Source organism: Stenotrophomonas sp. Steno-Z10-BAI (assembly GCF_056393115.1).
In genome coordinates this window covers 26,981-53,652 of record NZ_JBWJOZ010000012.1, presented here as the reverse complement: position 1 = coordinate 53,652, position 26,672 = coordinate 26,981, and the positions used below count along the sequence as shown (strand labels likewise).

At 66.2% G+C, this 26,672-nt stretch carries 23 protein-coding genes; 10 read left to right on the top strand and 13 right to left on the bottom strand.

Annotation, left to right across the window (positions count from 1 at the left end; all coding sequences use genetic code 11):
• Positions 1–40: 40 nt before the first annotated feature.
• Together AC06E9_RS19400 and AC06E9_RS19395 are read left to right on the top strand one after the other, a co-directional pair.
• Positions 41–865 carry a TraB/GumN family protein gene (locus tag AC06E9_RS19400; RefSeq protein ID WP_226956685.1) on the top strand — a complete coding sequence of 275 codons (825 nt, stop codon included), beginning with the start codon at positions 41–43 and terminating at the stop codon, positions 863–865.
• A gap of 490 nt (positions 866–1,355) precedes the next feature.
• A complete protein-coding gene (locus AC06E9_RS19395; RefSeq protein ID WP_478056654.1) occupies positions 1,356–2,222 on the top strand; it encodes a hypothetical protein in 867 nt (288 codons plus the stop codon).
• Between the two features lie 98 nt (positions 2,223–2,320).
• On the opposite strand, the gene AC06E9_RS19390 is transcribed toward AC06E9_RS19395, so the two are convergent.
• The 4 genes from AC06E9_RS19390 to AC06E9_RS19375 form a co-directional block, all read right to left on the bottom strand.
• Positions 2,321–3,301: a bile acid:sodium symporter family protein gene (locus tag AC06E9_RS19390; protein ID WP_152153742.1), complete on the bottom strand. Its 981-nt coding sequence runs from the start codon at positions 3,299–3,301 to the stop codon at positions 2,321–2,323.
• 52 nt (positions 3,302–3,353) lie between these two features.
• Entirely contained in the window at positions 3,354–3,800 is a 447-nt protein-coding gene (locus AC06E9_RS19385) for a protein tyrosine phosphatase family protein (protein WP_461770724.1), read from the bottom strand.
• A 98-nt stretch (positions 3,801–3,898) separates the two neighbouring features.
• Positions 3,899–5,629 carry a DNA primase gene (gene dnaG / locus AC06E9_RS19380; RefSeq protein ID WP_121042271.1) on the bottom strand — a complete coding sequence of 577 codons (1,731 nt, stop codon included), beginning with the start codon at positions 5,627–5,629 and terminating at the stop codon, positions 3,899–3,901.
• A 62-nt stretch (positions 5,630–5,691) separates the two neighbouring features.
• On the bottom strand, positions 5,692–6,606 hold the full coding sequence (locus AC06E9_RS19375; protein WP_121042273.1) for a YihY/virulence factor BrkB family protein: 915 nt from the start codon (positions 6,604–6,606) through the stop codon (positions 5,692–5,694).
• 147 nt (positions 6,607–6,753) lie between these two features.
• Here AC06E9_RS19375 and AC06E9_RS19370 point away from each other — a divergent pair, with 147 nt between their 5' ends.
• Positions 6,754–7,689, top strand: coding sequence for a hypothetical protein (locus tag AC06E9_RS19370; protein WP_226956686.1), 936 nt, complete (start codon positions 6,754–6,756; stop codon positions 7,687–7,689).
• 69 nt (positions 7,690–7,758) lie between these two features.
• Here AC06E9_RS19370 and AC06E9_RS19365 read toward each other — a convergent pair whose 3' ends face one another.
• Together AC06E9_RS19365 and rpsU are read right to left on the bottom strand one after the other, a co-directional pair.
• Positions 7,759–8,205 carry a GatB/YqeY domain-containing protein gene (locus tag AC06E9_RS19365; RefSeq protein ID WP_121042277.1) on the bottom strand — a complete coding sequence of 149 codons (447 nt, stop codon included), beginning with the start codon at positions 8,203–8,205 and terminating at the stop codon, positions 7,759–7,761.
• 136 nt (positions 8,206–8,341) lie between these two features.
• The gene (rpsU, locus tag AC06E9_RS19360; RefSeq protein WP_002808376.1) at positions 8,342–8,557 is read right to left on the bottom strand and encodes a 30S ribosomal protein S21; all 216 of its coding nucleotides are present in this window, start codon (positions 8,555–8,557) and stop codon (positions 8,342–8,344) included.
• A gap of 167 nt (positions 8,558–8,724) precedes the next feature.
• Between rpsU and tsaD the strand changes: the two genes are divergently transcribed.
• The 5 genes from tsaD (at position 8,725) to AC06E9_RS19335 (ending at position 14,518) form a co-directional block, all read left to right on the top strand.
• Positions 8,725–9,750 (top strand): tRNA (adenosine(37)-N6)-threonylcarbamoyltransferase complex transferase subunit TsaD, encoded by a 1,026-nt coding sequence (gene tsaD / locus AC06E9_RS19355; protein WP_070471538.1) that lies wholly within the window; start codon positions 8,725–8,727, stop codon positions 9,748–9,750.
• 80 nt (positions 9,751–9,830) lie between these two features.
• The gene (folB, locus tag AC06E9_RS19350; protein ID WP_088434566.1) at positions 9,831–10,199 is read left to right on the top strand and encodes a dihydroneopterin aldolase; all 369 of its coding nucleotides are present in this window, start codon (positions 9,831–9,833) and stop codon (positions 10,197–10,199) included.
• Between the two features lie 26 nt (positions 10,200–10,225).
• Complete coding sequence (locus AC06E9_RS19345; RefSeq protein WP_121042281.1) at positions 10,226–11,500, top strand: mechanosensitive ion channel family protein; 1,275 nt, start codon at positions 10,226–10,228, stop codon at positions 11,498–11,500.
• A 137-nt stretch (positions 11,501–11,637) separates the two neighbouring features.
• Positions 11,638–13,812 (top strand): glycoside hydrolase family 3 N-terminal domain-containing protein, encoded by a 2,175-nt coding sequence (locus AC06E9_RS19340; protein WP_478056653.1) that lies wholly within the window; start codon positions 11,638–11,640, stop codon positions 13,810–13,812.
• Positions 13,813–13,930: 118 nt separating this feature from the next.
• On the top strand, positions 13,931–14,518 hold the full coding sequence (locus AC06E9_RS19335; protein WP_478056652.1) for a hypothetical protein: 588 nt from the start codon (positions 13,931–13,933) through the stop codon (positions 14,516–14,518).
• A 69-nt stretch (positions 14,519–14,587) separates the two neighbouring features.
• Here AC06E9_RS19335 and AC06E9_RS19330 read toward each other — a convergent pair whose 3' ends face one another.
• The 7 genes from AC06E9_RS19330 to AC06E9_RS19300 all read right to left on the bottom strand — a co-directional run bounded on the left by AC06E9_RS19330 (position 14,588) and on the right by AC06E9_RS19300 (position 21,831).
• Entirely contained in the window at positions 14,588–15,742 is a 1,155-nt protein-coding gene (locus AC06E9_RS19330) for a PQQ-dependent sugar dehydrogenase (RefSeq protein ID WP_478056651.1), read from the bottom strand.
• 147 nt (positions 15,743–15,889) lie between these two features.
• Positions 15,890–16,237 carry a hypothetical protein gene (locus AC06E9_RS19325; protein WP_121042287.1) on the bottom strand — a complete coding sequence of 116 codons (348 nt, stop codon included), beginning with the start codon at positions 16,235–16,237 and terminating at the stop codon, positions 15,890–15,892.
• A 105-nt stretch (positions 16,238–16,342) separates the two neighbouring features.
• Positions 16,343–17,644: an APC family permease gene (locus tag AC06E9_RS19320; RefSeq protein WP_478056650.1), complete on the bottom strand. Its 1,302-nt coding sequence runs from the start codon at positions 17,642–17,644 to the stop codon at positions 16,343–16,345.
• Positions 17,641–18,399 (bottom strand): L,D-transpeptidase family protein, encoded by a 759-nt coding sequence (locus AC06E9_RS19315; protein WP_478056649.1) that lies wholly within the window; start codon positions 18,397–18,399, stop codon positions 17,641–17,643. Before AC06E9_RS19315 ends, AC06E9_RS19320 begins: the two co-directional genes overlap by 4 nt.
• A gap of 18 nt (positions 18,400–18,417) precedes the next feature.
• Positions 18,418–19,266 carry a MurR/RpiR family transcriptional regulator gene (locus AC06E9_RS19310; RefSeq protein ID WP_121042293.1) on the bottom strand — a complete coding sequence of 283 codons (849 nt, stop codon included), beginning with the start codon at positions 19,264–19,266 and terminating at the stop codon, positions 18,418–18,420.
• A 10-nt stretch (positions 19,267–19,276) separates the two neighbouring features.
• Positions 19,277–20,386 carry a dipeptide epimerase gene (locus tag AC06E9_RS19305; protein WP_478056648.1) on the bottom strand — a complete coding sequence of 370 codons (1,110 nt, stop codon included), beginning with the start codon at positions 20,384–20,386 and terminating at the stop codon, positions 19,277–19,279.
• Complete coding sequence (locus tag AC06E9_RS19300) at positions 20,383–21,831, bottom strand: C40 family peptidase (RefSeq protein WP_478056647.1); 1,449 nt, start codon at positions 21,829–21,831, stop codon at positions 20,383–20,385. Before AC06E9_RS19300 ends, AC06E9_RS19305 begins: the two co-directional genes overlap by 4 nt.
• A 134-nt stretch (positions 21,832–21,965) precedes the next feature.
• On the opposite strand from AC06E9_RS19300, the gene AC06E9_RS19295 reads away from it, so the two are divergent.
• Positions 21,966–23,450 carry a transglutaminase-like domain-containing protein gene (locus AC06E9_RS19295; protein WP_478056646.1) on the top strand — a complete coding sequence of 495 codons (1,485 nt, stop codon included), beginning with the start codon at positions 21,966–21,968 and terminating at the stop codon, positions 23,448–23,450.
• A 43-nt stretch (positions 23,451–23,493) separates the two neighbouring features.
• Complete coding sequence (locus AC06E9_RS19290) at positions 23,494–26,520, top strand: TonB-dependent receptor (protein WP_478056645.1); 3,027 nt, start codon at positions 23,494–23,496, stop codon at positions 26,518–26,520.
• Positions 26,521–26,672: the final 152 nt, after the last annotated feature.

The window sequence follows — 26,672 nt, the reverse complement described above, 5'->3', positions numbered from 1 at the left end:
CATCGCCATTGCTTTCATGACCCCAACAGGACGTGACGGTATGAAGCGATGGCTCTGGATGGCTGTAATGGTGGCTTCGATGGTGTGCGGCACAGCCGCTGCCGTGCCGGCAGGCAGTGTCGCTGACACCGCAACGCAGATAGTGACCTTGGCGGGCAACCACCGGCTGGTGATGCTGGGCGAATACCACGGCACCGCCGAGACACCGCTGCTCGTGGCCGACCTGATGGAACGCTACAGCCGCGACACCGCACCGGTGCGGTTGGGCCTGGAACTGCCGATGAGCGAGAACGCCGCGCTGGCGCGTTACCTGCGCTCCAGCGGCGATGCTGATGCGCGGGCGGCACTGCGCACCTCGCCGTTCTGGCAGGTAAAGGACGACCAGCACGACGGGCGCCGCAGCCGGGACATGCTGGCGCTGATCGAGACGCTGCGCGTGCTGCGCCTGCAGGGGCGCGACATAGGCGTGGCCGGCTATGACATTGAAATCAGTACGTACGACAGCGATATGGATCGCGACGCTGCGATGGCCACGCACTTGCGCCAGCAGTTCAACGCACTGCCGGCCGGGGCGCGGATGGTGGTGCTCACTGGTAACGTGCACGCGATGCGCCACCCCTTCGCGGACGCGCCGCCGGAGATGAAGCACCGCACCATGGCGTCGTACCTGCTGGACCTTCCGCTGTACAGCGTGCGCGTGGAAGCGCTGCGTGGGCAGTTCTGGGGCTGCATGAACCCCTGCCGCGCGCTCACGCTGCGTGAATTGCCGGCGCAGGATCCGGTCGTCGAAACGGATCCGGAACGGTCCTACGACGTGTGGGTGCATCTGCCGGCGCTGAGCGTGGGGACGCTGACGGACCCGTAGCGAGGCCGAATGCCGAGGATGCGGTGCCCTGGTAGGGTCGCTTCCCAAATGACCGCACGCAGACACCACCAGCCCGGTAAGGCATGACCTTTACCGGAGTTCGGCTTTGTAAGCGCCGTTACGTTTGCGACCGCGCTTACCCTCCGCCAATCATCGATACCGGCGGGGCGCTTCTCCGCATCCTGCGGCCGCGCCGCGCTGCATCCATGCGCGGTGTCATCTGGGAGACGACCTCCCGGCACTCCCCTCACATGGATGGCGCTTGAGGCACGGTCTCTTGTAAGGAACCCCCGCGTCGAGGGGGGGGACAGATTGCACGACCTGCAACGATACACAGCGCTCACTTTCATCAGAAACAACCCCGTAGAAATGACGTCGCGAGACTTTGCTCGCTCAATCTCATGGTGCTCAAGTGACGTCCATAAGAGACATCGGGGTCGTAGCCGCTACGGCTACTGGCCTGCTCATCAGTGCAGAAGCATCTGCTGCGATGAAAACCCTGAGTCGTGCCAACTGTCTGTTGTCCGTCAATGAATCAATCACGTATGACAGGCCGCTTTTCAGAAGAATGCCGGGATCAGCCGCGAGCACACATCATGCGCAAGGTGTGACCTTCATGAATTCTTTGGCCGTGTCGTTGCTGATTGTCGCGTCGCTGTACAGTGCCCCGAGCTTCAGTGCCCAGAACGACGTGGATGCGGTTGGAAAGTGGTTGAATGAGCGAACCATGCGCGCCGCAATGGAAGACAGCAGCAATGGAGTGCGCCGCTCGTCGGAGCAGGGTACCTATCAGGTCATTCCCCTGTCTGAGTTGGATGCACCCGAAGAAGTCAAGCAACACTTCCGTGCCGAAATAGCGCTAAGTCGAGCCGGAGTGCGACGGGTTTCCAATGGCGAGATCCCATCGCAGGGCCAGCTGATCTCTTCGCTTCCAAGAACCGTACGTTCCAACGCAGAACTGCGTCGGCGATTGCCTTCGCCGCCATCCGATCTCCAACGCACAATTCTCGGTGCGGCGGAGCTGATCGGAATGGAGCCAAGCGGCGCACTGGATGGGCTCAAATCCACCGGTCTAACCCGTTTCTATCGCGTGAATGGCGTGGGTATCGTCGAGTTCAATGAACACAACTTTCGTGCCCCAGGCAGCAAAGTAGAGGTGATCGCAGAGTTTCAGAACATCCGCGTTAACGGTGTGCCTGCGCAGCTGGAACAAGTCTCGGATGATCTTGGGCGCAGCCGCGCAACGTTGGAATGGGCAGGGGAAAACAAGGCCTACTCGCTGATCGCTATCGGGGAAGGCGACGTGGAGCAAAAAGCCATCGTGTTGCAACAGATCGCCGCTGGTGTGAAAGATTGAGACGACGGCGATAACAGCGCAACGCTTCCACGGGCTGTCCTCCGGTAGGGTCGCTCGACAGACGACTTCCGGTATCGGCGGTCGTCTGTCGAGCGACCCTACCGCGGGGTGACCGGGTCACGTGCATACCGCTGCGCGATCATCGCGCAGACGATCAACTGGATCTGGTGGTAGATCATGATCGGCAGCACGATCGCACCGAGGCTGCCGCCGGCGAACAGCACCTTGGCGATCGGCACGCCGGTGGCCAGGCTCTTCTTGGAGCCGCAGAACAGGATGGTGATCTCGTCTTCGCGGTTGAAGCCCAGCCGGCGCGCGATGAAGCGGATCAGCGGCATCGCGATGCCGAGCAGCACCGCCGCCACCACGGCCACACTGAGCAGCGACAACAGCGGCGTCTTGCTCCACAGCCCTTCGCTGACCGCTTCGCCGAAGGCGGAGTAGACCACCAGCAGGATCGTGCCCTGGTCGGTATAGCGCAGCAGCGCGCGCTGCTTCTCGACCCAGCGGGCGATCCACGGGCGCAGCAGATGGCCGGCCACGAACGGCACCAGCAACTGCAGCATGATGCTGACGATGGCCTGGCCGGGGTTGTGCATGCCGCCTTCGGTGCCGGCCAGCAGGGCCAGCAGCAGCGGGGTCAGGAAGACGCCGAGGATGCTCGACAGCGAGGCGCTGCACACCGCCGCCGGGACATTGCCACGGGCGATCGAGGTGAACGCGATCGAGGACTGCACGGTGGACGGCAGCGCGCACAGGAACAGCACGCCGATGTACAGCTCGGGCGTGAGCAGCCAGCCATCCAGCGGTTTGAACATCAGGCCCAGCAGCGGGAACATCACGAACGTGCAGGCCAGGATGGTCAGGTGCAGGCGCCAGTGCAGCAGGCCGGCGACGATCGATTCACGCGGCAGGCGCGCGCCGTGCAGGAAGAACAGCGCGGCGATGGCGACGTCAGTGACATCGTCGAGCACCATCGCGGCGGCGCCGTGCATCGGCAGGAAGGACGCCAGCAGCACGGTGCAGAGCAGGGCGAGGGTGAAGTTGTCCGGTCGCAGGCGCGACCACCAGCGGGTCATGGTGGGCAGGCTCCTGTAGAGCAGGGAAGTAAGCGGGAGAAGAAGAGCAGGGTCAACGCGCGGCGTCCTGCTCCAGCAGGGCACGGGTCGGCGCTTCCAGCGAGGTCATGCCGGCCGCGCGGCCGAACTGCAGGGCCTGATCCACCGAGGCACCGTCATGCGCCTGCAGCAGTGCCAGCAGCGCACCGGCGCGATTGCCGGAGGCGCAGTGCAGCAGCACCGGGCCCTGGCTCTGCGCCAGCGCGGTACGCAGGGCCTGCGCATTGGCGTCGGTCAGGCCGGCGGCACCGGCAACGGGGATGCGCACATAGCGCAGCCCCAGGCGTTCGGCCGCGGCGGTTTCATCGAAGCCGCGCGCTTCGTCGGGCTGGCGCAGGTCGATCAGCGTCGTGACCCCGGCCGCGGCGGCCTGCTGCAGCTGAGCGGCGCTGGGTTGTCCTGCGGTGTACAGCTGCGGCCGTGGCTGCGCGAAGGGCAGCTCCGCGGCCCAGGCGGGCATGCATAGCGCCAGCAGTGCGGCGATGACGCCAGCGCGGAGCCAGCGGAGGATCGATGCAGCGGGACGGGCGAGGTGGGATGCCACGGCGGCTCCGTTGGTCAGAAGCGGAGGGTGCTGCGCGCCTTGAGCAGTTCGCGCAGCTCGTACTTGTCAGTATCGTCCAGACCCTGCTGGCTCTGCTTTGCCTGAAGCTCATCCAGACGTTGCATCAGCAGCTGTTTCTCCAGCTGGGCCACCGCGTCATGCAGCTCCTGGGTCCACATCGCCTCATCGCCGGGCAGGGTCTGCGCGGCCAGCTTGTGCAGCGATTCCTGTTCCTCGCGGCCTTCGAAGTGCTCCAGCAACGCCCCGGTGCTGATGTCCGGGCGCTGCTCGACCAGGGTCAGCAGTTCGGTCAGCAATTCGATGCCGGGCAGGCGCAGGCCGGTGAAGTGGTGGCCTTCCAGCGTCATCGCCAGCGAGGGCTGCTGCAGCAGGATCGCGATGGCCGCGCGCACCAGGCTGCGGCGCTGTGCCGGTGCCACCGCGCGCTGCGGTTGGCGTGAGGGCTGCGCGGATGCACCGGGCTTGGCGCCCAGCCCGGTCAGCGTGGTCAGCTGCTGCTTCATCAGGTCGCCGAAGGCGCCATCGGGAATCTGCGCCAGCATCGGCTTGGCCCGTTCGGCCAGACGTGCCTTGCCGTCGAGCGTGCCCATGTTGACCTCACGGGTGAGCTCGTCGAAGAAGAACTGCGACAGCGGCGTGGCCTGCTGCAGGCGGGCATCGAAGCCCTCGCGGCCTTCCTTGCGCACGATGGTGTCCGGGTCTTCGCCATCGGGCAGGAACAGGAAGAAGGCCTGGCGGCCGTCCTTCATGCGCGGCAGCACCGACTCCAGCGCACGCCAGCCGGCGCGCCGGCCGGCGGCATCGCCATCGAAGCAGAAGAACACGTCCGGCGCATTGCGGAACAGCAGCTCGGCGTGGTCCGGCGTGGTCGCCGTGCCCAGTGTCGCCACCGCCTGGGTGACGCCGAACTGGAACAGCGAGACCACGTCCATGTAGCCCTCGACCACGATCAGCCGCTCGATCTTCTGGTTGGCCTGGCGCACCTGCCACAGGCCGTACAGCTCGCGGCCCTTGTGGAACAGCGCGGTTTCGGGCGAGTTGAGGTACTTCGGGCCGTCGTCTTTTTCCATCACCCGGCCGCCGTAGGCGATCACGCGGCCACGGCGGTCGAAGATCGGGAACATGACCCGGTCGCGGAACTTGTCGTAGACGTGGCCACGGTCGTTCTTGGAAAACAGGCCGGCGCGGTCGAGCAGCTTCATCCGCCGCTCGTCCTTGCCCAGGGCATCCTTCAGCGCGCTGTAGCCATCCGGTGCGTAACCGATGGCGAAGCGCTCGCGGTTCTCTTCATCGACTCCGCGCTGGTCCAGGTAGGCGCGCGCCTTGTCGCTGCCCTTCAGCGCGGTCTGGAAGAAGCGCGTGGCCGCATCCAGCGCCGAGTACAGATCGCGGCTGTCGTCCTGCTGCTGGGCGGTGCGCGGCTGGGTATCGCGCGGCACTTCCATGCCCACGCGCTTGGCCAGCTCATCGACCGCGTCGAGAAACTCGAGGCGGTCGTAATTCATCAGGAAGCTGATCGCCGTGCCATGCGCGCCGCAGCCGAAGCAGTGATAGAACTGCTTGGTCGGTGAGACCGTGAACGAGGCCGAGCGCTCGTCATGGAACGGGCAGCGCGCTGCGTATTCCTTGCCCTGGCGCTTCAACGGCACGCGACTGCCCACCACCTCGACAATGTCGGAGCGGGCCAGCAGGTCGTCGATGAATGCGTCGGGGATACGGGCCATGGGCAGCAGGCGGGGCATGGCCGCTCACGGCCACGCACGGAAGCGGGGGTACCGCTAGTCTACTAGCTGCCGGCCGGTTCGCCCGGTTTCGGTGGCTCCACCCCAGCCTCGGCGAGGACGGCATGGGCGCGCAGGCGCTCATCAATCACCGAGGTCATCAGTGCACCGACGAAGAAGACCACCGTGGCGTAGTAGATCCACACCAGCGAGATCACCAGCGCGCCCATCGAGCCATACGCGCTGCCCGGTGCGACGGTGGCGATGTACAGGCCGATGCCATAGCGGCCCAGTGCGAACAGGGCCGAGGTGATCGCACCACCGATGAAGGCCTGGCGCCACGCCACGCGGCGGTCGGGCAGGTAGTGGTAGAGGAAGGCGAAGCCCACGGTGTACAGGGCCAGGCTGGTCAGATAGCCGATCGCCGGCAGCACCGAGGGCAGGTGCGCGAACACGACCTGCAGCATCGTGGTGGCGGTCATCGAGAGGATCAGCAGGAAGCCCAGCGCCAGCACCACGCCGAACGAAAACACGCGCTTGCGCAACCAGGCCACGATGCCGTCCAGGCGCTCGCCGCTGGTGTTGAAGATCAGGTTCAGGGCGTTCTGCAGCTGCGCGAACACCGCCGTGGCACCAATGAACAGCAGCAGGGTGCTCCACACGCCGGCCAGCGTGCCGATGTCCGGCTGGTTGTTGGCGTTGCTGAGCACGGTCTCCGCCACCGAGGCGGCGCTGGTGCCGGCCACATCATTGATCTGGCCCAGCAGCGCCTGCTGCGCCGGGGGGTACAGCGAGGCGGTCAGCCACAGCAGCAGCACCAGCAGCGGCGCCATCGAGAGCAGGGCGTAGAAGGCCAGCGCGGCGGCCTGGGTCATCACGTCTGCATCGATGAAGCGGCGCAGCAGCACGGCGGGGAAGCTCTGCTCCAGCCGCGCCAGGTGTTTGCGGACGGTGGACAGGGAAGGGCGCGTATGCGGCATGGACGGCGTCAGATCGGGAGCGAGGCCTCCGTTCTAGCAAATCGCCGGGTTGAGCCGGGTGAAGTGGTTCGATCAGGTCAAGATCTTGACGGATATCGCGTTATCCTTTTGCCCGGTTTTCCACCTTCACAGCAGAAAGGACGCTTCATGAAAGGAATGGTCTACACGACGATGGTGCTGTTGGCCGCTGCAGGGCCAGCGATGGCGTCCCCGGCCTGCGAAAAGGCCTTCAAGACGGTAGGGGATCCGCGCAACGGCGCCCTTTACATGGCCGATCTCACCTTGCCGGGGTTGAAGGTTCAGAGCGCGCTGGACCAGCTGCGCAAGATCGGCGGCGATGACAAGTTCGAGGTCGGCGGCCAGCTGGTGGATGGCGACAGCGGCGATCAGTACCTGATCCAGCGAGAAGGCCTGCGCACCCCGCTGGTGATGGTTGCGACGGCCGACCGCACCGGCCGCGTCACCCTGGCGACCAAGCTGGCCCGCGGCCAGACGATCGAGCCGCAGGCGGCCAAGCAGTCGATGTGCGAGATGCTCGGCAAGCTGAAGGCAGGCAGCCAGGGCGATGCGCTCGCTGCGGCGGGGCGTTCGCAGTATCCAATGCCGGCGGTAGAGACGGTGGCCGCACCGGACCTGTCCAAGAAAATGGGCAAGGAAGTGAAAGACACCATGGCGCTGTACCGCAGTGCCGGCGCCTTCAAGGACATGTTGCTGGGGACCACCACCAACAAGGAAGACAAGGGCGATCGCTCGGCCACCTTCCTGCCGCTGTACGCGAAGTACGTGGGGCGGCGCTATCAGATCGACGGCCAGATCTATACGGTCAACACCAACACGTATTCGACCAAGCCCGGCGAGGTCGGCTCGATCAACTATCTGGTCACCCCGACCCGCGGCCTGCTGCGCGTCCGCCAGAACGACACGTTCAACAACAACAACTACACCATCCGCTGCGAATTCGCGTCGGACCAGGCCGCCAACTTCACCATGCTGCGCGAGCGCGACTGGGCCAAGCTGGAAGGCGAGATCAGTTCGATCGAGGAAAGCTCGATGACGCTGCGCAACTGTCGCCAGGCCTCGTAACAACGGACCTGTTGAAACGGAAAAGGCCCGCGAGATGCGGGCCTTTTCACTGCGGCGTGGCGGCGGGATTCAGCCAGCCAGCTGCTGCTTGACCAGCTTGGACACCAGGCCCATGTCGGCCTGACCGGCCAGGCGCGGCTTGAGGGCGCCCATCAGCTTGCCGATGTCGGCCGGGGTGGTCGCGCCGGTTTCGGCGATGGCGGCCTGGATGGCGGCCACGATCTCGGCCTCGCCCAGCTTGGCCGGCAGGTACTGGTCGATCACCACGATTTCCTCGCGCTCGATCACGGCCAGGTCTTCGCGGTTGGCGGCTTCGAACTGGGTGACCGAGTCCTTGCGCTGCTTGACCATCTTTTCCAGCACGGCGAGCACGGAGGCGTCGTCCAGCTCGATGCGCTCGTCGACTTCGCGCTGCTTGATCGCGGCGTTCATCAGGCGGATCACGCCCAGGCGGTGCTTCTCGCCGGCCTTCATGGCGGCCTTCATGTCATCGGTGAGCTGCTGCTTCAGGCTCATGGGAACACCTCGTGTCGGTGGAAAAGGAAAACGGGGCGCCGAAGCGCTGGAACGCAAAAAGCCGGTAACGCTCGCGCGTTCCGGCTTCGGCTCCGTCACGACAGGCCAAGGCCTGCCGTATCGAAGTTGCGTCCGATCAGTACAGGCGCTGACGCTTGGTGACGTCGCGCGACGAACGGCGCAGCTGACGCTTCACAGCAGCGGCAGCCTTACGCTTACGCTCCTGGGTCGGCTTTTCATAGAACTCGCGCTTGCGGGTTTCGGCCAGCACGCCGGCCTTTTCGCAGGTGCGCTTGAAGCGACGGAGCGCAAACTCGAAGGGCTCGTTCTCGCGGACTTTAACGCTGGGCATGGAATCTCCGGGACACAGTAGAACCGGGTCACGCCCGGTGAGAGCCGCACATTATAGCGGCGAGAAAAGAAGTTGCAACCCACCCCGGCGAACTTCTTGGCCACGGGTGATGCGCAGACAGGCCAGCGTACGTCTGCCGGGGCCTGAAGAGGTCCATAATACCCATTATGCGAGTCCTTGGTATCGAATCTTCCTGCGATGAGACCGGCGTGGCGGTGTATGACACCTCCCTGTCCGGGATCGACGCCCTGCGCGCCCATGCGGTCTACAGCCAGATTGCCCTTCACGCCGAGTACGGCGGGGTGGTGCCCGAGCTGGCCAGCCGCGACCACGTGCGCAAGCTGCTGCCGCTGATCCGGCAGACCCTGGCCGAGGCCGGCATGACCGTGGCCGACATCGACGGGGTGGCCTATACCGCCGGCCCCGGCCTGGTCGGCGCGCTGCTGGTCGGGGCGGGCGTGGCCCGTTCGCTGGCTTGGGCGCTGGAGGTGCCGGCGGTCGGTGTACACCATATGGAAGGGCATCTGCTGGCCCCGCTGATGGAAGACGACCCGCCGCAGGCGCCCTTCGTGGCCCTGCTGGTGTCCGGTGGGCATACCCAGCTGGTCGCCGTGGACCGGATCGGCCAGTACCGCCTGCTGGGCGAGACCCTGGACGACGCCGCCGGCGAGGCCTTCGACAAGACCGCCAAGCTGATGGGCCTGCCGTACCCCGGTGGCCCACAGTTGGCCGCCCTGGCCGAGCGCGGCACGCCGGGCCGGTTCAAGTTCACCCGCCCGATGACCGACCGCCCCGGGCTGGATTTCAGCTTCTCCGGGTTGAAGACCCAGGTCCTGCTGGCCTGGCGCGACAGTGACCAGAGCGAGCAGACCCGCGCTGACATTGCCCGTGGCTTTGAAGATGCCGTGGTCGACACCCTGGCGATCAAGTGCGAGCGCGCGCTGGATGCGGCGGGCACCGATGTGATCGTGGTGGCCGGCGGGGTGGGGGCCAACAAGCGCCTGCGTGCCAAGCTGCAGCAGATGGCGGCCCGCCGTGGTGGCCGCGCCTGCTTCCCGCGCCCGGCGCTGTGCACCGACAACGGCGCGATGATCGCCTTCGCTGGCGCGCTGCGTCTTGAAGCGGGCCAGCACACTCCGCCCCAGGTGCAGGTCACGCCGCGCTGGGATATGGCGACGCTGCCGGCGGTGTAGGGCGCGCCCACTCACCCCGGTTCCCGGCACATTCCGGACAGCCCCGTTACCATGGTCGCCATCTTCCACGTGGCATGGCTATGGACAAGGTATTCATTGAAGGGCTCGAAATCGATGCCCTGATCGGGATCTACGACTGGGAACGGCGGATCCGCCAGACCCTGCGTTTCGATCTCGAAATGGGCTTCGACAACCGCCGCCCGGCGGCCAGCGACGACATCGCCGATACCCTCAATTACAAAGCCGTCAGCAAGCGCATCGAGCAATTCGTGCGTGACTCGGACTACGGCCTGGTCGAAACCCTGGCCGAGCGCATCGCCGAGATCGTGCTGCGTGAATTCAACGTGCAGTGGCTGCGCCTGAAGCTCAGCAAGCCCGGCGCGGTACGCGGCGCGCGCGCGGTTGGCGTGATCATCGAGCGCAGCGCGCAGGACCTGGCAACGCCCTGATACCCCTGATAGGAGAGCGATACACGATGTTGGATGCGGTAGTGGCAACCCGATGGCTGGACAGTGTCCAGCGGACCCTGGAACCCTGGCCCTGGGCCTACACCCTGCTGGTGCTGGCGGCGCTGGCCCTGGCGGCCTGGCTGGCCAACTTCGTCACCAAGAAGATCCTGCTGCGCGGTCTGCGCAAGCTGGTCAACCGCCTGCCTGGCCACAGCGCGGGCAATGAAGGTGGCAACAACCTGCGGGTGATCTCGCGGCTGTCCAACGTGGTGCCGAGCATGGTGATCGCCGCCGGCATCCGGATCGTGCCCGACCTGCCGCCGGAGCTGGTGGAGTTCGTGATCGGGGCGTGCCGGGCGTGGGCGGTGCTGACCGTGGCGCTGGCCGTCTCGCATGCGCTGGACGCCGCCAACGATCTGTACGAGCGCCGCCCGGATGCGCGCAACAAGCCGATCAAGGGCTACCTGCAGGTCGTGAAGATCATCGTCTTCGTGATCGCCGGCCTGTCGATCGTGGCGACCCTGCTGGGGGTGAAGCTCGGCCCGCTGGTCACCGGCCTCGGCGCGGCCACCGCGGTACTCATGCTGATCTTCCAGGACACGATCCTGTCGCTGGTGGCCAGCGTGCAGATCAGCGGCGATGGCCGGGTGCGGCTGGGCGACTGGATCGAAATGCCCAGCCAGAACGCCGATGGCGATGTGATCGATATCGCGCTGCACACCATTACCGTGCAGAACTTCGACAAGACCATCACCACGATCCCGACCAAGAAGCTGGTGACCGAATCGTTCAAGAACTGGCGCGGCATGCAGGAAGCGGGCGGGCGCCGGATCAAGCGCTCGTTGTATCTGGACCAGCACAGTGTCGGCTTCGTCGATGCGCCGATGCTGGCCGAGCTGGAGCAGTTCGCGGTGCTGGGCGATTACCTGCGCGGCAAGCAGGCCGAGCTGCAGCAGTACAACGCCGAACTCCAGGCCAAGGGCGTGGCGGCCGTCAATGCGCGCCGGGTCACCAACCTGGGCACCTTCCGCGCCTATGTGGAGCGCTATCTGCAGCACCATCCGGGCATCCATACGGAGATGACCCTGCTGGTACGGCAGCTGCAGCCCACCACACAGGGCCTGCCGCTGGAGATCTACTGCTTCACCCGCAGCACGGCGTGGGGTGAGTACGAGGGCGTGCAGTCGGACGTGTTCGATCACCTGCTGGCGATCCTCCCGGCCTTCGGGCTGCGGGTTTTCCAGGAATCCAGTGATGCCATGTTGATGGCGGGGCAGCAGCGCTTGGCCGCTGCGGAGTAAGCTCCTGTGCCTCCGTCGCCGCCCGCGCGGCGGCGGGGGTCTCCCTCCGGGGAAGAAAAATGAACGCAAAAGTCATTCACAACGGCTTCGGGAACGCTAGAATCCCGGGCTTGTAAACGTTTTCATAAGGACAGCCGGTGGCCGCCGATCGTATCGAAACCCTCATTGCCCAGATGACCGTCGTTGAAAAAGTCGGCCAGCTGGGTGTGTTCGCCGACATGGTCCGCCCGTTCGCGCCGGATGTGAATCCGGAAGCCAACGTCAGCAACGCCGACCAGGTGCTGCAGCAGGTGCGCGAGGGCAAGGTGGGCTCGCTGTTCAATGGCGTGGGCGTGGAAGCCGGCCGCCGCATCCAGCAGGTCGCGCTGGAAGAAAGCCGCCTGAAGATCCCGGTGATCCTGGCTGCGGACGTGATCCATGGCATGCGCACCGTGTTCCCGATCCCGCTGGGCGAGGCCGCCAGCTTCGAGCCGGATCTGGCTGAGCGCACCGCACGTGCCACCGCGGTGGAAGCCACCGCCGCCGGCCTGCACTGGACCTATGCGCCGGCCGTGGATATCGCCCGCGACCAGCGTTGGGGCCGGGGTGCCGAGGGCGCCGGTGAAGACGTGGTGCTGGGCTGTGCATTCGCCGCCGCCCGTGTGCGCGGCTTCCAGGGCCCGGACCTGCGCGCCGACGATGCGCTGCTGGCCACGCCGAAGCATTTCGCCGCTTACGGCGCGGTGATGGCCGGCATGGAATACAACATGGTGGACATCTCGCCGCAGACCCTGCGCGACGTCCACCTGCCGCCGTTCAAGGCCGCCTTCGAAGCCGGCGCCCTGACCGTGATGTCCTCGTTCAACGACATCAACGGCGTGCCGGCCAGCGCCAACGCTGAGCTGCTGACCGACATCCTGCGCGGGGAGTGGAACTTCCCGGGCGTGGTGATCTCCGATTACACCGCCGACATGGAACTGGTCGCGCACGGCTATGCCGCCGATGACCGCGACGCCACCGCCAAGGCCTTCACTGCCGGCTTGGACCTGAGCATGCAGAGCGGCTTCTACGCCGAGCACCTGCCGGGCCTGATCGAGAGCGGCGAAGTGCCGATGGCCACCCTGGACGAATCGGTGCGCCGCATCCTGCGCCTGAAGGACGCGATCGGTCTGTTTGACGACCCGTACCGCTCGCTCGATCTGGCACGCGAAGCGGACACCTCGCATATCGCTGCGCATGACGAACTCTCGCGCGATGCCGCGCGCCGCTCGATCGTGCTGCTCAAGAACGCCGAGTCGGTGCTGCCGCTGAAGAAGGCCGGGCAGAAGATCGCACTGATCGGGCCGTTCGTGCAGGACCGCGAGAACATCGAAGGCTGCTGGACCTTGTTCGGCGACAAGTCGCGCTACGTCACCCTGGAAGCCGGCGTCCGCGCGGCGATCAGCGATGAAGCGCTGCTGGAGATCGTGCCGGGCTGCGATCTGGAAGCGGCCGTGCAGAACGGTATCGAACAGGCGGTCGCTGCCGCGCTGCGTGCCGATGTGGTGGTACTCGCGCTGGGCGAACCGCAGCGGTACAGCGGTGAAGCCCAGTCGCGCGTGGAGATCACGCTGCCGCCCGCGCAGCAGGCATTGGCCGAGGCAGTGGCGATGACCGGCAAGCCGCTGGTGGTGCTGCTGCGCAATGGCCGCGCGCTGGCCCTGCAGGGCGCCGTGCGCAATGCGCATGCCGTGGCGATCACCTGGTACCTGGGCACCCAGACCGGGCACGCCGTGGCCGATGTGCTGTTCGGTGATTACAACCCGTCCGGTCGCCTGCCGGTCAGCTTCCCGCAGGTGTCCGGCCAGCAGCCGTACTTCTACAACCACGCGCGTACCGGTCGCCCGGAACTGCCGACCATGTCCGAGTTCAAGGCGCGCTGGCGCGAGATTCCGAACGAGCCGGCATACGCCTTCGGCCACGGTATCGGCTACACCACGTTCGCCTATGGCGTGCCGCAGCTGAGCAGCGCGCAGCTGGGCTGGGACGACACCCTGACCATCACCACCACGCTGACCAACACCGGCGCGGTGGCCGGTGAGGAAGTGGTGCAGCTGTACATCCACGATCGCGTGGCCAGCCGCGTGCGGCCGGTGCGCGAGCTGAAGGGTTTCGACAAGATTGCCCTGCAGCCGGGTGAGAGCACTGAGGTGCAGTTCACGCTGGACCGCCATGCGCTGGGCTTCACCGGTCGCGATGGCGTGTTCCGCGCCGAGCCGGGCCAGTTCGAGCTGTGGGTGTGCGCATCGTCGGTCAGCGGCGAGCCGGTGATCTTCGAGCTGCTGGCCGCCTGAGCCGGCCTCGCGTCATCTCGTAGTGCCGGCCGCTGGCCGGCACTACCGGGGATCCATCATCGGCGGCTGACGTTTCGGCGGGTACGCTGGCTCCCTCGTGAAACCGATGGAGCCCCCCATGCGCCTGACCCGTACCCCGTTGCTGTTGGCCCTGGCCAGCCCGTTGTGGCTGGCCGCCTGCAGTCCGTCGGCGCCGCCGCCGGCCGAGACTGCCGCCGCCGATCCCGCCCAGGGGCCGGCCACGACCATTCCGGAAGGCCGCCCGACGCCCGGTGATACTGTGCCGTCGTCCGGCCTGTCGCCGGATGCGGTCACTGCCGGCAGCCCCGCGCCGACCAGCGCTGGCACCCGCGATGTCCGCCAGCGCATCGACCAGGTCCTCGGCGATTCTGCCCAGTATGAGACCGTCTTCAACGCCTTCCAGAAAGCCGTCAATGGTGGCGATCGCGCCGCCGTGGTCGAGGAGGTTCGCTTCCCCTTGAACATCGCCAACGGCGCCAGGATCACCGGCCCCGGCGAGTTCCAGCGCAACTACGAGCGCATCCTGACCCCGGCCGTGCGCAAGGCCATCGCGGCGCAGAAATTCGACGACGTCATGGTCAACCAGCAGGGCGTGATGATCGGCGACGGCCAGGTTTGGCTCAACGGCAGCTGCCTGGATGCGGCCTGCAGCCGCACCGAGGTCAAGGTCGTGACGATCCAATAAGCCGGTGCAGCGCCGGAACGCGCGTGAGTTGTGCAGGCTGCCGGCGATGCGCCGGCAGCCTGCCAAGGCTCAGGCCTTCGGCGTGAGCTTGAGCAGCTTGCCGTTGCTGCCATCTTCCAGCAGCCAGATCGCGCCATCCGGACCCTGTTCGATCTCGCGGATGCGCTCACCCATGTCGAAGCGCTCGGCCTCGCGGGCGGTGTCGCCGTCGAAGGCCACGCGGACCAGCGCCTTGGACGACAGGCCGCCGATGAAGCCGCTGCCCTTCCACGCCGGGAACTGCGTACCGTTGTAGATGATGAAACCGGCCGGGGAGATCACCGGGGTCCAGGTCACCTTGGGGGCAGCGAACTCCGGACGGGTGTCGTGGTCGGGGATGTCGCGGCCGTCGTAGTGGCTGCCGTTGGAGACGATCGGGTAGCCGTAGTTGGCGCCGCGCTCGATCAGGTTCAACTCGTCACCGCCGGCCGGACCCATTTCGTGCACCCACAGCTTGCCGCGCGCATCGAAGGCGATGCCCAGCGCATTGCGATGGCCCAGCGACCACACCTGCGCGGCCACGCCGCCCTGCGAGGCAAACGGATTGTCGGCCGGTACGCTGCCGTCGTCGTTGAGACGGATCAGCTTGCCGAGATTGCCGCTCATCTCCTGGGCCGGGTCGAACTTCTGGCGCTCGCTGGAGGTGATCCACAGTTTGCCGTCCGGACCGAAGGCGAGGCGGTGGCCGTAATGGCCCTTGCCGCTGACCTTGGGGGTCTGGCGCCAGATCACCTTGAGGTCTTCCAGCGTCCCGCTGCCATCGGCCGCCAGTGCCAGGCGCGCACGCGCCACCGCAGCACCGCGGGTATCGCCATCGCCTTCCTCGGCGTAGCTGAGATAGATCAGCTGGTTCGTCGCGAAGTCAGGGTGCGGCAGCACATCGCCGAAACCGCCCTGGCCCCCGTAGGCCACCTCGGGCACGCCGGTGATGGTGGCGGTCTTGCGGGTCTGCACGTTGAAGTGCTTCAGCGCGCCTTTCTTCTCGGTGACCAGCAGGCTGCCGTCGGGCAGGAAGCTCATCGCCCACGGTTCGTCGAAGCGGGCGAACTCCGTGGCGGCGAATGGCCACTGGGCTTTCTTGAGGACCGGTGCGGTCGGGCTGGCCGTGTCTGCCGCGACACAGGCGGTGGTGAACAGGGCGGGGGTGAGACTGATGGCGAGGGTGAGCAACAGCTTGCGGGTCATGGAAGTCTCCGTCGGGGAGGCGATGGCCAGCCCCTGTTGTACACCATGGCCATCAACGCCGCGTGGACCAAAGGTCCTGCAGACATGACAACGGCGACCCGAAGGCCGCCGTTGTCGGTTGCGCCGTTGCTCTGCGGGCAAGCGCGATCAGGTGCCGCGCGGTACGCCCTTGTCCAGGTGCGCCTGGCGCAGCGCGGTGGATTCATCCCAGCCGCGGCGCACGGCAGTGCGGGCCTGTTCCCAGCTCAGCTTGCTCTGGCCATGTTCCTGCGCCCAACGGGACTGCAGCTCGGCTTCCACTTCTTCATACGCGCGGATCATATCGTCGGCACGCGTACGATGACCGAGTTGGTACGCGGGCTCGTAATCATCGAAGAACTGATTGTTGTCGTAGTACGGTTCGCTTGGAAAGCGCTCACGCCAATAGTCCGATACGGCCTGGCGCGGGACACCGTCTTCCGGCACCCGGCCGGGAATCTGATAGTCAGTGCTCATGTGTTGGCTCCGGTTGGGTGAGGCTTCACCGTACCCAAAGCCGGGTTAACGTCATGGGCCCGCGAGGTGAATGACACATCAAGCGCCATTCACCTGCGCATCTGCTCAGCCCGGGTGATCGCGGCGCGGGAACATGTAGATCACCGCACCGACGGCGAACGCGATGACCGCCGCAGCAATGTTCTGCCAGCTCGCACTGGCGAACAGGGCCAGGCACAACACCAGCGCCAGGATCGGAATCAACGGGCCACCCGGCAGCTTCAGTGCACCCGGGCGATCACGGAAACGACGCGCCAGGACCAGCACCGCGGCGGCCGTGCCGATGTAGGCGAACAGGCGCGTGGTCATCGACAACAGCGCCAGCTGCACGAACGAACCGGACAACGCCAGCGCCAGCGCGATCAGGCCCTGCGCGATGATCGCCGCCGCCGGTGTGCGCAAGCGCGGGTGCACCTGGGCCAGGATCTTCGGCCCGTAGCCATCGCGTGCCAAGGCGAACAGGAAGCGCGGGCCCATCATCATCGTGTTGCTGTTGGTGCCGAGGATGGAGATCGTCGCGCCCACCGTCAGGATCAAGGCGAGCGTGAGTCCACCGAAGCTGGCGGCGGCATCGGCCAGCGGCGTCGGCGAGCTGGCCAACCCGGCCAGCGTGCCCTGCGCGATGAACTGCACCGCGCCGTAGATCACGGTGACGGTGATGATCATGGTGATCAACGCGAACGGAATATCGCGGCGCGGGTTCTTGTACTCGCCGGCGGCGGCCGGAATGTTCTCGAAGCCGGCGTAGGCATACAGCAGCAGCAGCGCGGCTTCGCCCATGCGCTGCAGATCGTGCGGGTCCGGGCGCACGCCGGAGAAGGCCAGATCGGTATCGACGTAGAACACGCCGATCGCCACGAACAGCAGCAGCGGCAGCAGCTTGCCGATCACCAGAATCACCCCCGTGCGTGCCGCCGAGCGCACGCCGGCCACGTTCACCGCAGTGAGGAAACCGAGCGAGACGACGATGATCGCGACGCGGCCGATGTCATGCCCGGCCCACGGCCAGAAGCGTGCCACCGCATCGGCCAGTGCATTGCTGAGCGCGGCGGCGGAGCTGATGCGGGTCAGCCAGATCATCCAGCCGATCTCGAACCCGGCAAACCGGCCGAAGGCCTCACGCGCATACAGATAGCTGCCACCGGGCTCGTCGAAGTAGCTGGCGGCCTGCGCATAGCAGAGCACCAGCAGCGCGACCACGATGCCGGCGGCGACCACGCCCCACAGGCTGAAGGGGCCGAGCAGGGCAACGGTGGCGGCCGGCAGCAGGTAGATGCCACTGCCGATCACATCGTTGATCGAGAGCCCGACGATCTGCCAGCGGCTGACCGCGCGTTCGAGCTGCGGATCCGGCGGTGCGGTACTCACTGCACGGTCCCCGCCAGTACGGGCAGTTGCCACTCGGCCTGCAGGCGCTGGTACTCCGCACGCGGCAGCAGCACGAAGCGCGGCCGCGCGCTGGCATTCAACCAGGCCAGCAGCGTGGTCATCCGTGCAGGCTCCATCGCGGTGCAGCCGGCGGTGGCCTCACCGGGCGCGCGCCACAGGTGGGCGAAGATGCAGCTGCCACGGCCGGGCGTGGCCCTGGGGTTGTGCTCGATGACGAAGCCCTCGCGGTAGCGCACGTCGCCCTTGTTGTGCAGGTCCAGTCGCATCGGCTCGGTCGAGCCTTCGACGGCCTCGGCCCCGACCACCTCGGCATCGACGATGCGGTTGTAATACGGCGAATCCGGCACATCCATGCAGTAGCTGGTGTCGCGCATCGGCTGGTAGGGCAGGCCGCTGGTGACGCCGGGCGCATAGCCGAAGGCCGGCCCGATCGCAAAGATACCGGCCGGGCTGCGCCCGTCGCCTTCCTGTTTCTGCGGCGTGCCGGCCTGGGCCGGATGCAGTCCCTCGCCCCACGCGCTGCCGCTGCGGCCCACGGCCACATCGAAGGCGGCGCCATGTGGCTGCCAGCCCGTGTCGGTGCGCTCGAAAGCCTGCAGCCTGCCCTGGGTGGCCTCCCAGCCTTCGGTGGTGACCACGACCAGCTGCGTGCTGCCCTCCAGCGTGGCGGCGAAAACGGACGCGGTGGCGAGCAGCAGCACGGCGGCGGTGACGGAACGGAACAGCGACATCATCGTGGCGGACTCCAGGGATCAGCTGTCGATCAGGTGTTCGATCCGTTCCAGGTTCACCCCGAGCTGGCGGTGGCGGTCCGGGTTGGCGTGGCACAGCAGGACGAAGACAACATCCAGCAGGGACTGCAATGAGGAACGGTACAGCAGTTGCGCCACGTGCGGCGCCGGGTCGTGGGCGCACAGCACCAGGCTGGCATCTGCATGCGCGCGCAGCGGGTTGGCGCTGTGGCGGGTGATCGAGACCACCTTGCCGCCCATGTCCTGGAACTGGCGCGACAGCTGGAACAACTGCGGCAGCTTGCCGAACTCGGAGAACACCAGCATCGCATCCCCGGGCCGCGCGGCCGAGAGGTTGGCCATCATCAGGATCGGATCGGCGTGGTGCACGGTGAGCATGCCGAGCAGCGACAGCCGCATGGCGAACTCACGCGCGTACAGGCCGTCATCGCCCAACCCGTAGACGAACACCTTGGGTGCCCCGTCGATCAGCTGCACGATGGCTTCGATGTCGGCCTGTGGATTGGCCAGCCAGGTTTCTTCTTCGGCGGCGGCTTTGCTTGCGCGCAGCCGCTCGGCGATCTGGGTGAAGCCGTCGGCCGCCTCCGGCGCGGGTGGTCGGCTGTGCGGGTCATTGCCGGCGCGCGCGACGGCCTCGCCGATGGAGTACTTGAGATCGGGGTAGCCCTTGAAGCCGAGCTTCTGGCTGAACTTGACCACGCTGGACTGGCTGATCCCCAATGCACTGGCCAACTGCTGGGAGGAGTAATCGCGCAGGAGGTGGGCGTTGTCGAGGATGAAGTCGGCGATGCGACGTTCGATCGCCGACATGTGGTCACGCTCGGAGCGGATTTTCACCAGGGGCGGCATGGGCACGGGGTCAGGACCACCGCCGCGGCGTGATCATGTCCAGCCCACGCACCTTGGTGATGCCCAGCCCGGGCGCATCGCTGATGGTGATCTCCGATTCGTTGAAGTTGACCCCGCCGGTGACCGGGTTGAACTGGCCCAGTGACGGCCCGTCCAGATCCACCTTGGTGATGATGTCGCTCTTGGCGACGGCCAGGTGCACGGCGGCGGCCACCGAGATGCTCGATTCGATCATGCAGCCGATCATGCACGGCACGCCGTAGATCGCGGCGATGTCGGCGATGCGGATCGCGTTGGACAACCCGCCGGTCTTCATCAGCTTGATGTTGATGATGTCGGCGGCGCGCTGCTGGATCAGGTCGAATACCTGGCCGGGGTTGAACACGCTTTCATCGGCCATGACCGGCGTGTTGACGCGGTCGGTGACGTATTTCAGGCCACTGATGTCGGCGGCCTTGACCGGTTGCTCCAGCAGCTCCAGCACCACGCCGGCTTCTTCCAGCGCACGCATCGCATGCACAGCCTGCTTGGCGGTCCAGCCCTGGTTGGCATCCAGCCGCAGCAGGGCGCGGCCCTGCACCGCGGCGTGGATCGCCTTGACCCGTTCGATGTCCAGGCCGATGTCCTTGCCGACCTTGATCTTCAGCGACTCGAAGCCGCGTTCGATCGCCGAGAGCGAGTCGGCCACCATCTTGTCGATGTAGTCCACGCTGATGGTGATGTCGGTGGTGATCACCGGGTCGCCACCACCGAGCATGCGGTACAGCGGCGCGTTGTGCAGCTGCGCCCAAAGATCGTAGACCGCGATCTCCACCGCCGCCTTGGCGCTGGTGTTGCGTTCCATCGAGGTCTGGATCAGCCCGCAGAGCCGGTTGAGGTTGGCCACGTCCTCGCCGATCAGGCGCGGCTTGATGAAGCTGTCGATGGCCTCGATGATCGAGCCGTGGGTATCGCCGGTGATCACCGCCGTGGCCGGCGCCTCACCGTAGCCGGTGTGGCCGCTGTCGGTGCGGACCAGCACCACTACGTCTTCGACGGTGTCCACGGTGCGCAGCGCGGTCTTGAACGGGGTCTTCAGCGGCACGCGCAGCATGCCGAGTTCGATGTCGGTGATCTTCATTCAGGGGTCTGTGGCCGAAGGCGCTGGATGTTGGTGATGCGGTCGATGTAGCTCACGGTATCGCTGGCCATCATCGGCTCCAGCGGAGTGACCGACACGCCGTTGAGATGGGCCTGCACACGCTTGCCGTCCGCGCCGATCCAGCCGCCGCCGGCGGTGTCATGGATCAGCCAGGTGCGGCCGTCGATGTGGCCGATCGCCATCATCACGTGGCCGGGGATGTAGACCAGATCGCCGACCTGCAGCTCTTTTACGGCGGCGTCGCGCGTGGGCTTGCCGTCCTTCGCGGTGAAGGCGATGCGGTCCAGCGCGGGGCTGATCGCCTGCGCGCTGGTGTTGCGTGGCATCAGCACGCCCACGCTGCGGTAGATCTCCGAGACGAAGCCGCTGCAGTCGCGGGTGTCGTAATCGTGGCCCCAGCCGTAGCGTTCGCCGAGGAACTTGAAGGCCTGGGTCAGCAGTGTGCGCGGGGTCAGCGGCAGGTGGTCATCCGCAGTGTCCTGCGAACGCGGCAGCAGCGCCGGGATCAGTGCCAGGCGACCGTCGGCTTCGCGTACCGGCAGCCGCACCACATGCGCGGCATGTGCCTGCTGGCCATTGACGGTCTTCTCCAGCGGCCAGTCGGCGATCACCGGCAGGCGCACGCCCATGTCCAGTTGAAGCCGCGACACGCGCGGTTCCTCGGGGGTGTAGGCGGTGAACGCCGTGGCGCCGGTGACCACGCGGTAAGGACCGTGCTGACCGTAGCCGAGCACGGTGTCCGCATCACCGATACCCACGAAGCGCTTCTCGATCCACGCCGAATACCGTTCGCTGGTGATGAACAGCCAGCGCCCGTCGGCGCTTTCATGCAGCACCGCCACCGCGTCGCCGGGGAACAGCGCCGACTCCTGGAAGCGATCGATGTCGGTGTCGCCCTGGCTGCTGAAGACCCGCAGCGTGGTCGGGAACGCCCGCAGCGCGGCACGATGGGTGACCAGGCCGTACTGCAGGGGGCGCTGCGCCGGTATCGCGTCCAGCGCGAGATTGGCCAGCGTCTCCCTGCGCTGCCCGTCGCTGATGGGCTTGCCATCCTGGCCATACAGCGTGCGCTCCGGCCACGTGGACAGCGACTGGATGCTGCCCAGCACTTGAGCACGGGGCAGCTGCGCCGGCAGCGTGCGGAGATCGTGGATCGAGCCGTCTTCGGCACGCATGCGGGCGTTCTGCGCGGCGATAGCCGCGCGATTGAGGATCACGCGGTCCGGATCGGGCAGGCGATCGGCCCAGAAGCCGGGCGCGAGATACGCCTCGCGCAGGGCGATGACCCCGCCGAAATCGGCGGCCGGTGCAGCCCGTGGCGCCTCGGCCCATGTCGGCGCGAGGTTGGCCGCGAGCACCGCAGCCAACACGGTGCGCGACAACCAGCGGGACCGCACGGGGCGGTGGGGGGAAGCCAGGATCATCACGCGGTCACCCTCCTCGGAAGCAGTAGGAATATTTATTCCTTTTTTCGGCGAAAGCAAGAATAAATTATTGACCGGCTATCAGGCCCGTGTTACACAGCGATTACCCCACCCGCACCTTGGGAAGTGTCGCCGTGGATCCTGTGATGCGCAAACCGCGATTGCCTCTGCCTGCTGTCTGGTGCCTGTGCGCTGGTCTGCTGGCAACGCCGTGGGGGCTGGCCGCTGCGCCGGCCGCGCTGCCGACGGTGATCGCCGGGATCGACCGCGGTGCGTTCGCGCAGGCCGAGGCCGACATCGCGACGGCGTTGCAGGATCCGCGCCTGCCGGCAGCCGATCGTCAGGCCTATGCCTTCGAGCGCGAACGCATGCGTCGCATGCGACTGGACTTCACCCTGGACGCGTCGGCTGCCAAAGCGCAGCTGCGCAAGCAGATCCCCGACCTCCGCGAGGACGAGTTCGCGCGCTGGGAGGCGGCCGGCCTGATCGAACACCTGGATATCGATGGCCAGCGCCGCTACTTCAAACGCGCGCCGTCCAATCTGTTCCGGATCAGCGCGGAAGCACGCGCCCGGCGCGCACCCGGTGCCCCGGTGCCGAAGGATGGCCCTTACGAGCATCTGCACCCGCACCACGAAGAGATCGTCGCCGCCGCCCGCGCTACCGGCGCGACCAGCCTGGTGCCGCGCCGCATCGAGGTGACCCAGTCGCTGGTGGTCAAGCCCGATGCCGTGCCTGCCGGCGAAATCATCCGCGCGTGGATTCCGTACCCGCGCGCCATCCCCGGGCAGCAGCAAGACATCACCTGGATCGTGGGTACACCGGCCGGCGCGCAGGTGGCGCCTGAAGCCACCCTGCAGCGGACCGCCTACCTGGAGCGCAAGGCGGTGGCCGGCGCGCCCACGGAGTTCCAGATCCGCTACGCAGTGACTGTGTACGCCCGGCATATCGAGGTCGATCCGGCCAGGGTCCAGCCCACGCCGCAGGATCCTGCGCTGAAGCCGTACCTCGCCGAGCAGGCGCCGCACATCGTGTTTACCCCGGCGCTGCGCGCGTTCTCGACGAAGGTAGTCGGGACGGAGACCGATCCGTACCGGATCGTGCAGAAGCTGTTCGACGCGGTGGACGCCATTCCGTGGGCCGGTGCGCGCGAGTACGCGACGATCGCCAACATCAGCGATTACGCCCTGCATGCCGGCCATGCCGACTGCGGGCAGCAGACGCTGCTGCTGATCGCCCTATTGCGCTTGAACGGTATTCCCGCGCGCTGGCAGTCCGGCATGGTGTATTCGGACGATGCGGTCGGTTACAACAATCTGCACGATTGGGGCGCGGTGTATCTGGCCCCGTATGGCTGGGTGCCGATGGATGTCACCACCGGGCGGCTGGACAGCCCGCAGCCGGCGCTGCGCGATTTCTATCTGGGCGGGCTGGATGCCTATCGCATCGCCTTCAACGACGACTACGGCCAGCCGCTGGTGCCATCCAAGCAGCACGTCCGCTCGGACACGGTGGATTCCCAGCGCGGTGAGGCCGAGTGGTCCGGCGGCAACCTGTACTTCGATCAATGGAATTACGACGTCCAGTCGCACGTGGTGCCACTGGAGGCAAAGCGGTAAACAGCGGTATCCACGATTCCACATCTGCAGGAGAGAGCAGGGAATGAATGCAAAGCGATTGAAGCGTGCGGCGTTGTACGCCGCGCTGGGGGTGTGTCTGGGCAGCCTGGTGCCGATGGGCGCCTCGGCACAGAACGTCAGTGGTGCCGTGGCCGGCCGTGCGACGGCCGGTGACCAGGTGACGGTCGTCAGCAACGGCACCGGCCTGACCCGTACGGTCACCGCCAGTGCCGATGGCAGCTACCGCCTGGGTCAGTTGCCGGTCGGCGATTACCAGCTGCAGCTCAGCCGTGATGGCCAGAAGCTGGGTGAGCCGTTCGCGGTGAGCGTGGCAGTCGGCGGCACCACCACCGTCAATCTGGCCAGCAGCGGTGACGTGGTCAACCTCGATGCGCTGCAGGTGATCGGTGCCCGCGTGGTCAACCGCGTGGATGTGTATTCCACCGAGACCTCGTTCAACGTCAACCGCCAGGAGCTGTCGCGCCTGCCGGTGGCGCAGGACCTGTCGGCCGTGGCATTGCTGGCACCCGGTGTGGTGGGCGGCAATTCCTCGTTCGGTGGCCTGTCCTTCGCCGGTTCCTCGGTGGCAGAGAACGCGGTCTTCATCAACGGCTTGAACGTCACCGACATGTACACCCGTCGTGGCTTCTCCAGCGCGCCGTTCGGCTTCTTCAACGAATTCCAGGTCAAGACCGGTGGCTACTCGGTGGAATTCGGGCGTTCCACCGGCGGCGTGATCAATGCGGTGACGCGCTCGGGCACCAACGAGTTCCAAGGCGGCGTGGAAGTCACTGCCGAACCGAGCGCGCTGCGCTCCAGCCCACGTGACCACTTCCATCGCGACGGCACGCCGCATTCCTATGCCAGCCGCGACAACAGCTCGTTCCTGAAGACCAACGTCTGGGGTTCCGGCCCGATCATCAAGGACAAGCTGTTCCTGTTCGCGATGTATGAAGACCGCGACGACACCGGCCACAACACCTCCTCCGACGCACTGAGCTGGTTCAAGAACAAGAGCGACAACGGCTTCTGGGGCGCCAAGCTGGATTGGAACATCAACGACAACCACAGCCTGGCGCTGCTGGCGTTCTCCGATGAGGGCGAGATCACCAACGGCGCGTACAACTACGATTGGGATGATGATCAGATCGGTGCGTGGGGCGGCGATTCAGTCACCGAGACCGGTGGCAAGAACTGGTCGGCAACCTACACCGGTCACTTCGGCGAGAACTTCACCGCGCGTGCCATGGTGGGCGAAAACAACCAGCGCGCCTTCACCAACTCCTCGCTGGATGAAGCGTGCAGCCCGGTGTTCACCGACGCCAGCTATGCGTCACGTCTGGGCAAGCTCAACGGCCTGCGCCCGGGCTGCCACCCCACCGGCGCCGCCGTTGCCGAGCGCGATGACACGCGCGAAGTCGCGCGGTTGGACTTCGAATGGCAGCTGGGCACGCACCTGCTGCGCTTCGGTGTGGACCGCGAGCTGATGACGACCAAGCAGTCCACGCGTTACCCGGGCCCGACCCAGCTCAGCTACACCGCCTACGTCGCCCGGCCGGGCGATGAAGTGTGGGATGGCGCCAACGCCTATGTGCCGGCCGGTGTGACCGAGATGCTGCGCGCACGCAATCGCGTGTCTGGCGGCACCTTCGAGACGGAGGCCAACGCGTTCTACCTGGAAGACATCTGGAACATCACCCCGAACCTGATGTTGAACCTCGGCGTGCGCTGGGACCGCTTCGAGAACCGCACTGCCGACGGCGATGCCTTCATCAAGATGGACGACCTGATCGCGCCGCGCTTCGGCTTCTCGTGGGACATGAAGGGCGACGGCAGCACCAAGCTGTTCGGCAACGCCGGCCGCTATTACCTGCCGGTGACCAACAACATCAACGTCAACTTCGCCGGTGGCCTCACCGACGAGTACTCCTACTACGTGCTCAACGGCTGGCAGCAGCAGGCCAATCCGGTCACCGGTGCGCCGTACATGGCCCCGGTCATCGGCCAGCAGATCGGCCCGGTCGATACCCGCATGAACACCGGTGCGGCCGACCTGCGCCAGAGCGTGGACAAGGATCTGAAGGCGGTCTACCAGGACGAGTACATCCTCGGCTTCCAGACCATGATCAACCAGGCCTGGTCGTGGGGCGTCAACGCCACCTACCGCAAGATGGACCGCGCGCTGGATGACATGCGCATCAACCACACCCCGTGCGGGCCGACCGGCACCACCCTGTGGCCGATCGCCAATCCGGGCGAGAGCCTGACGATCTGGGGCGACTCCAGCATCGGCTGCGCCACCGAGGGCTGGATCACCATTGATACCTCCAAGGATGGCTACCGCAAGGGCGGCAGCCTGGAGGTGGTTGGCTATTCCAAGCCCAAGCGCACCTACAAGGCGCTGGAATTCCAGATCGACCGCGCGTGGGATGAGAAGTGGCTGTTCAACGCGTCCTATCTGTGGTCGCGCAGCGATGGCAACTTCGAAGGTCCGGTCAATTCGGATACCAACTACGGCGACACCGGCATGGTCCAGCACTGGGATCATCCGTCCAACAACCAGCGCTATGGCCCGCTGTTCAACGACTTCCGCCATCAGTTCAAGTTCCGCGCCGCCTACGCGCTGAACGAGCAGTGGTCGTTCGGCACCACGCTGCAGGTGTTGTCCGGTGGCCCGATCACCGCCTTCGGCGTGATGTGGCCCAACGACACCGTGGCCGGCGGCAGCACCTCCAGTGAAGGCAGCGGCGGCGGTACCGGATGGCTGTGCGTGGCCAACTGCTCGGGCGCGTACAACCAGCGCCAGTTCGAGTACAGCCCGCGCGGCGCCTTCGGTCGCCTGCCGTGGACCTGGACCATGGGCGCCAACGTCACCTGGCGGCTGCCGGTGGAGGGCATCGACCTGAGCGCGCGCCTGTCGGTCTACAACCTGTTCAACAACCAGACCGTCATCAACGTGCACCAGCGTTATGAAGCCCAGCCGGGCCAGGTGCGTGAGAACACCTTCAACACCGGCACCCGCTGGCAGGCACCGCGTTACACGCAGCTGATGGTGACCTGGAACTTCTGATCCGTCCCGTGCGTGGCAGGTGCCGACAGTGCGTCGGCACCTGCCTTCACCGCCATACGGTAGGTACCGACCGGTGGTCGGTACGTGCCTCAAACACCCACTGGTAGGTACCGACCGTTGGTCGGTACAGCTTTCAACCGGCGGCCAAAGGA

Coding starts and splice junctions, on each gene's coding strand:
- AC06E9_RS19300 (WP_478056647.1), bottom strand. CDS start 21,831: ATGATCCTGGCTTCCCCCCACCGCCCCGTGCGGTCCCGCTGGTTGTCG.
- AC06E9_RS19315 (WP_478056649.1), bottom strand. CDS start 18,399: ATGATGTCGCTGTTCCGTTCCGTCACCGCCGCCGTGCTGCTGCTCGCC.
- AC06E9_RS19290 (WP_478056645.1), top strand. CDS start 23,494: ATGAATGCAAAGCGATTGAAGCGTGCGGCGTTGTACGCCGCGCTGGGG.
- AC06E9_RS19345 (WP_121042281.1), top strand. CDS start 10,226: ATGTTGGATGCGGTAGTGGCAACCCGATGGCTGGACAGTGTCCAGCGG.
- rpsU (WP_002808376.1), bottom strand. CDS start 8,557: ATGCCCAGCGTTAAAGTCCGCGAGAACGAGCCCTTCGAGTTTGCGCTC.
- AC06E9_RS19370 (WP_226956686.1), top strand. CDS start 6,754: ATGAAAGGAATGGTCTACACGACGATGGTGCTGTTGGCCGCTGCAGGG.
- AC06E9_RS19400 (WP_226956685.1), top strand. CDS start 41: ATGAAGCGATGGCTCTGGATGGCTGTAATGGTGGCTTCGATGGTGTGC.
- AC06E9_RS19390 (WP_152153742.1), bottom strand. CDS start 3,301: ATGACCCGCTGGTGGTCGCGCCTGCGACCGGACAACTTCACCCTCGCC.
- folB (WP_088434566.1), top strand. CDS start 9,831: ATGGACAAGGTATTCATTGAAGGGCTCGAAATCGATGCCCTGATCGGG.
- AC06E9_RS19335 (WP_478056652.1), top strand. CDS start 13,931: ATGCGCCTGACCCGTACCCCGTTGCTGTTGGCCCTGGCCAGCCCGTTG.
- AC06E9_RS19375 (WP_121042273.1), bottom strand. CDS start 6,606: ATGCCGCATACGCGCCCTTCCCTGTCCACCGTCCGCAAACACCTGGCG.
- dnaG (WP_121042271.1), bottom strand. CDS start 5,629: ATGGCCCGTATCCCCGACGCATTCATCGACGACCTGCTGGCCCGCTCC.
- AC06E9_RS19365 (WP_121042277.1), bottom strand. CDS start 8,205: ATGAGCCTGAAGCAGCAGCTCACCGATGACATGAAGGCCGCCATGAAG.
- AC06E9_RS19310 (WP_121042293.1), bottom strand. CDS start 19,266: ATGCCGCCCCTGGTGAAAATCCGCTCCGAGCGTGACCACATGTCGGCG.
- AC06E9_RS19325 (WP_121042287.1), bottom strand. CDS start 16,237: ATGAGCACTGACTATCAGATTCCCGGCCGGGTGCCGGAAGACGGTGTC.
- AC06E9_RS19395 (WP_478056654.1), top strand. CDS start 1,356: ATGAAAACCCTGAGTCGTGCCAACTGTCTGTTGTCCGTCAATGAATCA.
- AC06E9_RS19385 (WP_461770724.1), bottom strand. CDS start 3,800: ATGCCCGCCTGGGCCGCGGAGCTGCCCTTCGCGCAGCCACGGCCGCAG.
- AC06E9_RS19330 (WP_478056651.1), bottom strand. CDS start 15,742: ATGACCCGCAAGCTGTTGCTCACCCTCGCCATCAGTCTCACCCCCGCC.
- AC06E9_RS19305 (WP_478056648.1), bottom strand. CDS start 20,386: ATGAAGATCACCGACATCGAACTCGGCATGCTGCGCGTGCCGCTGAAG.
- tsaD (WP_070471538.1), top strand. CDS start 8,725: ATGCGAGTCCTTGGTATCGAATCTTCCTGCGATGAGACCGGCGTGGCG.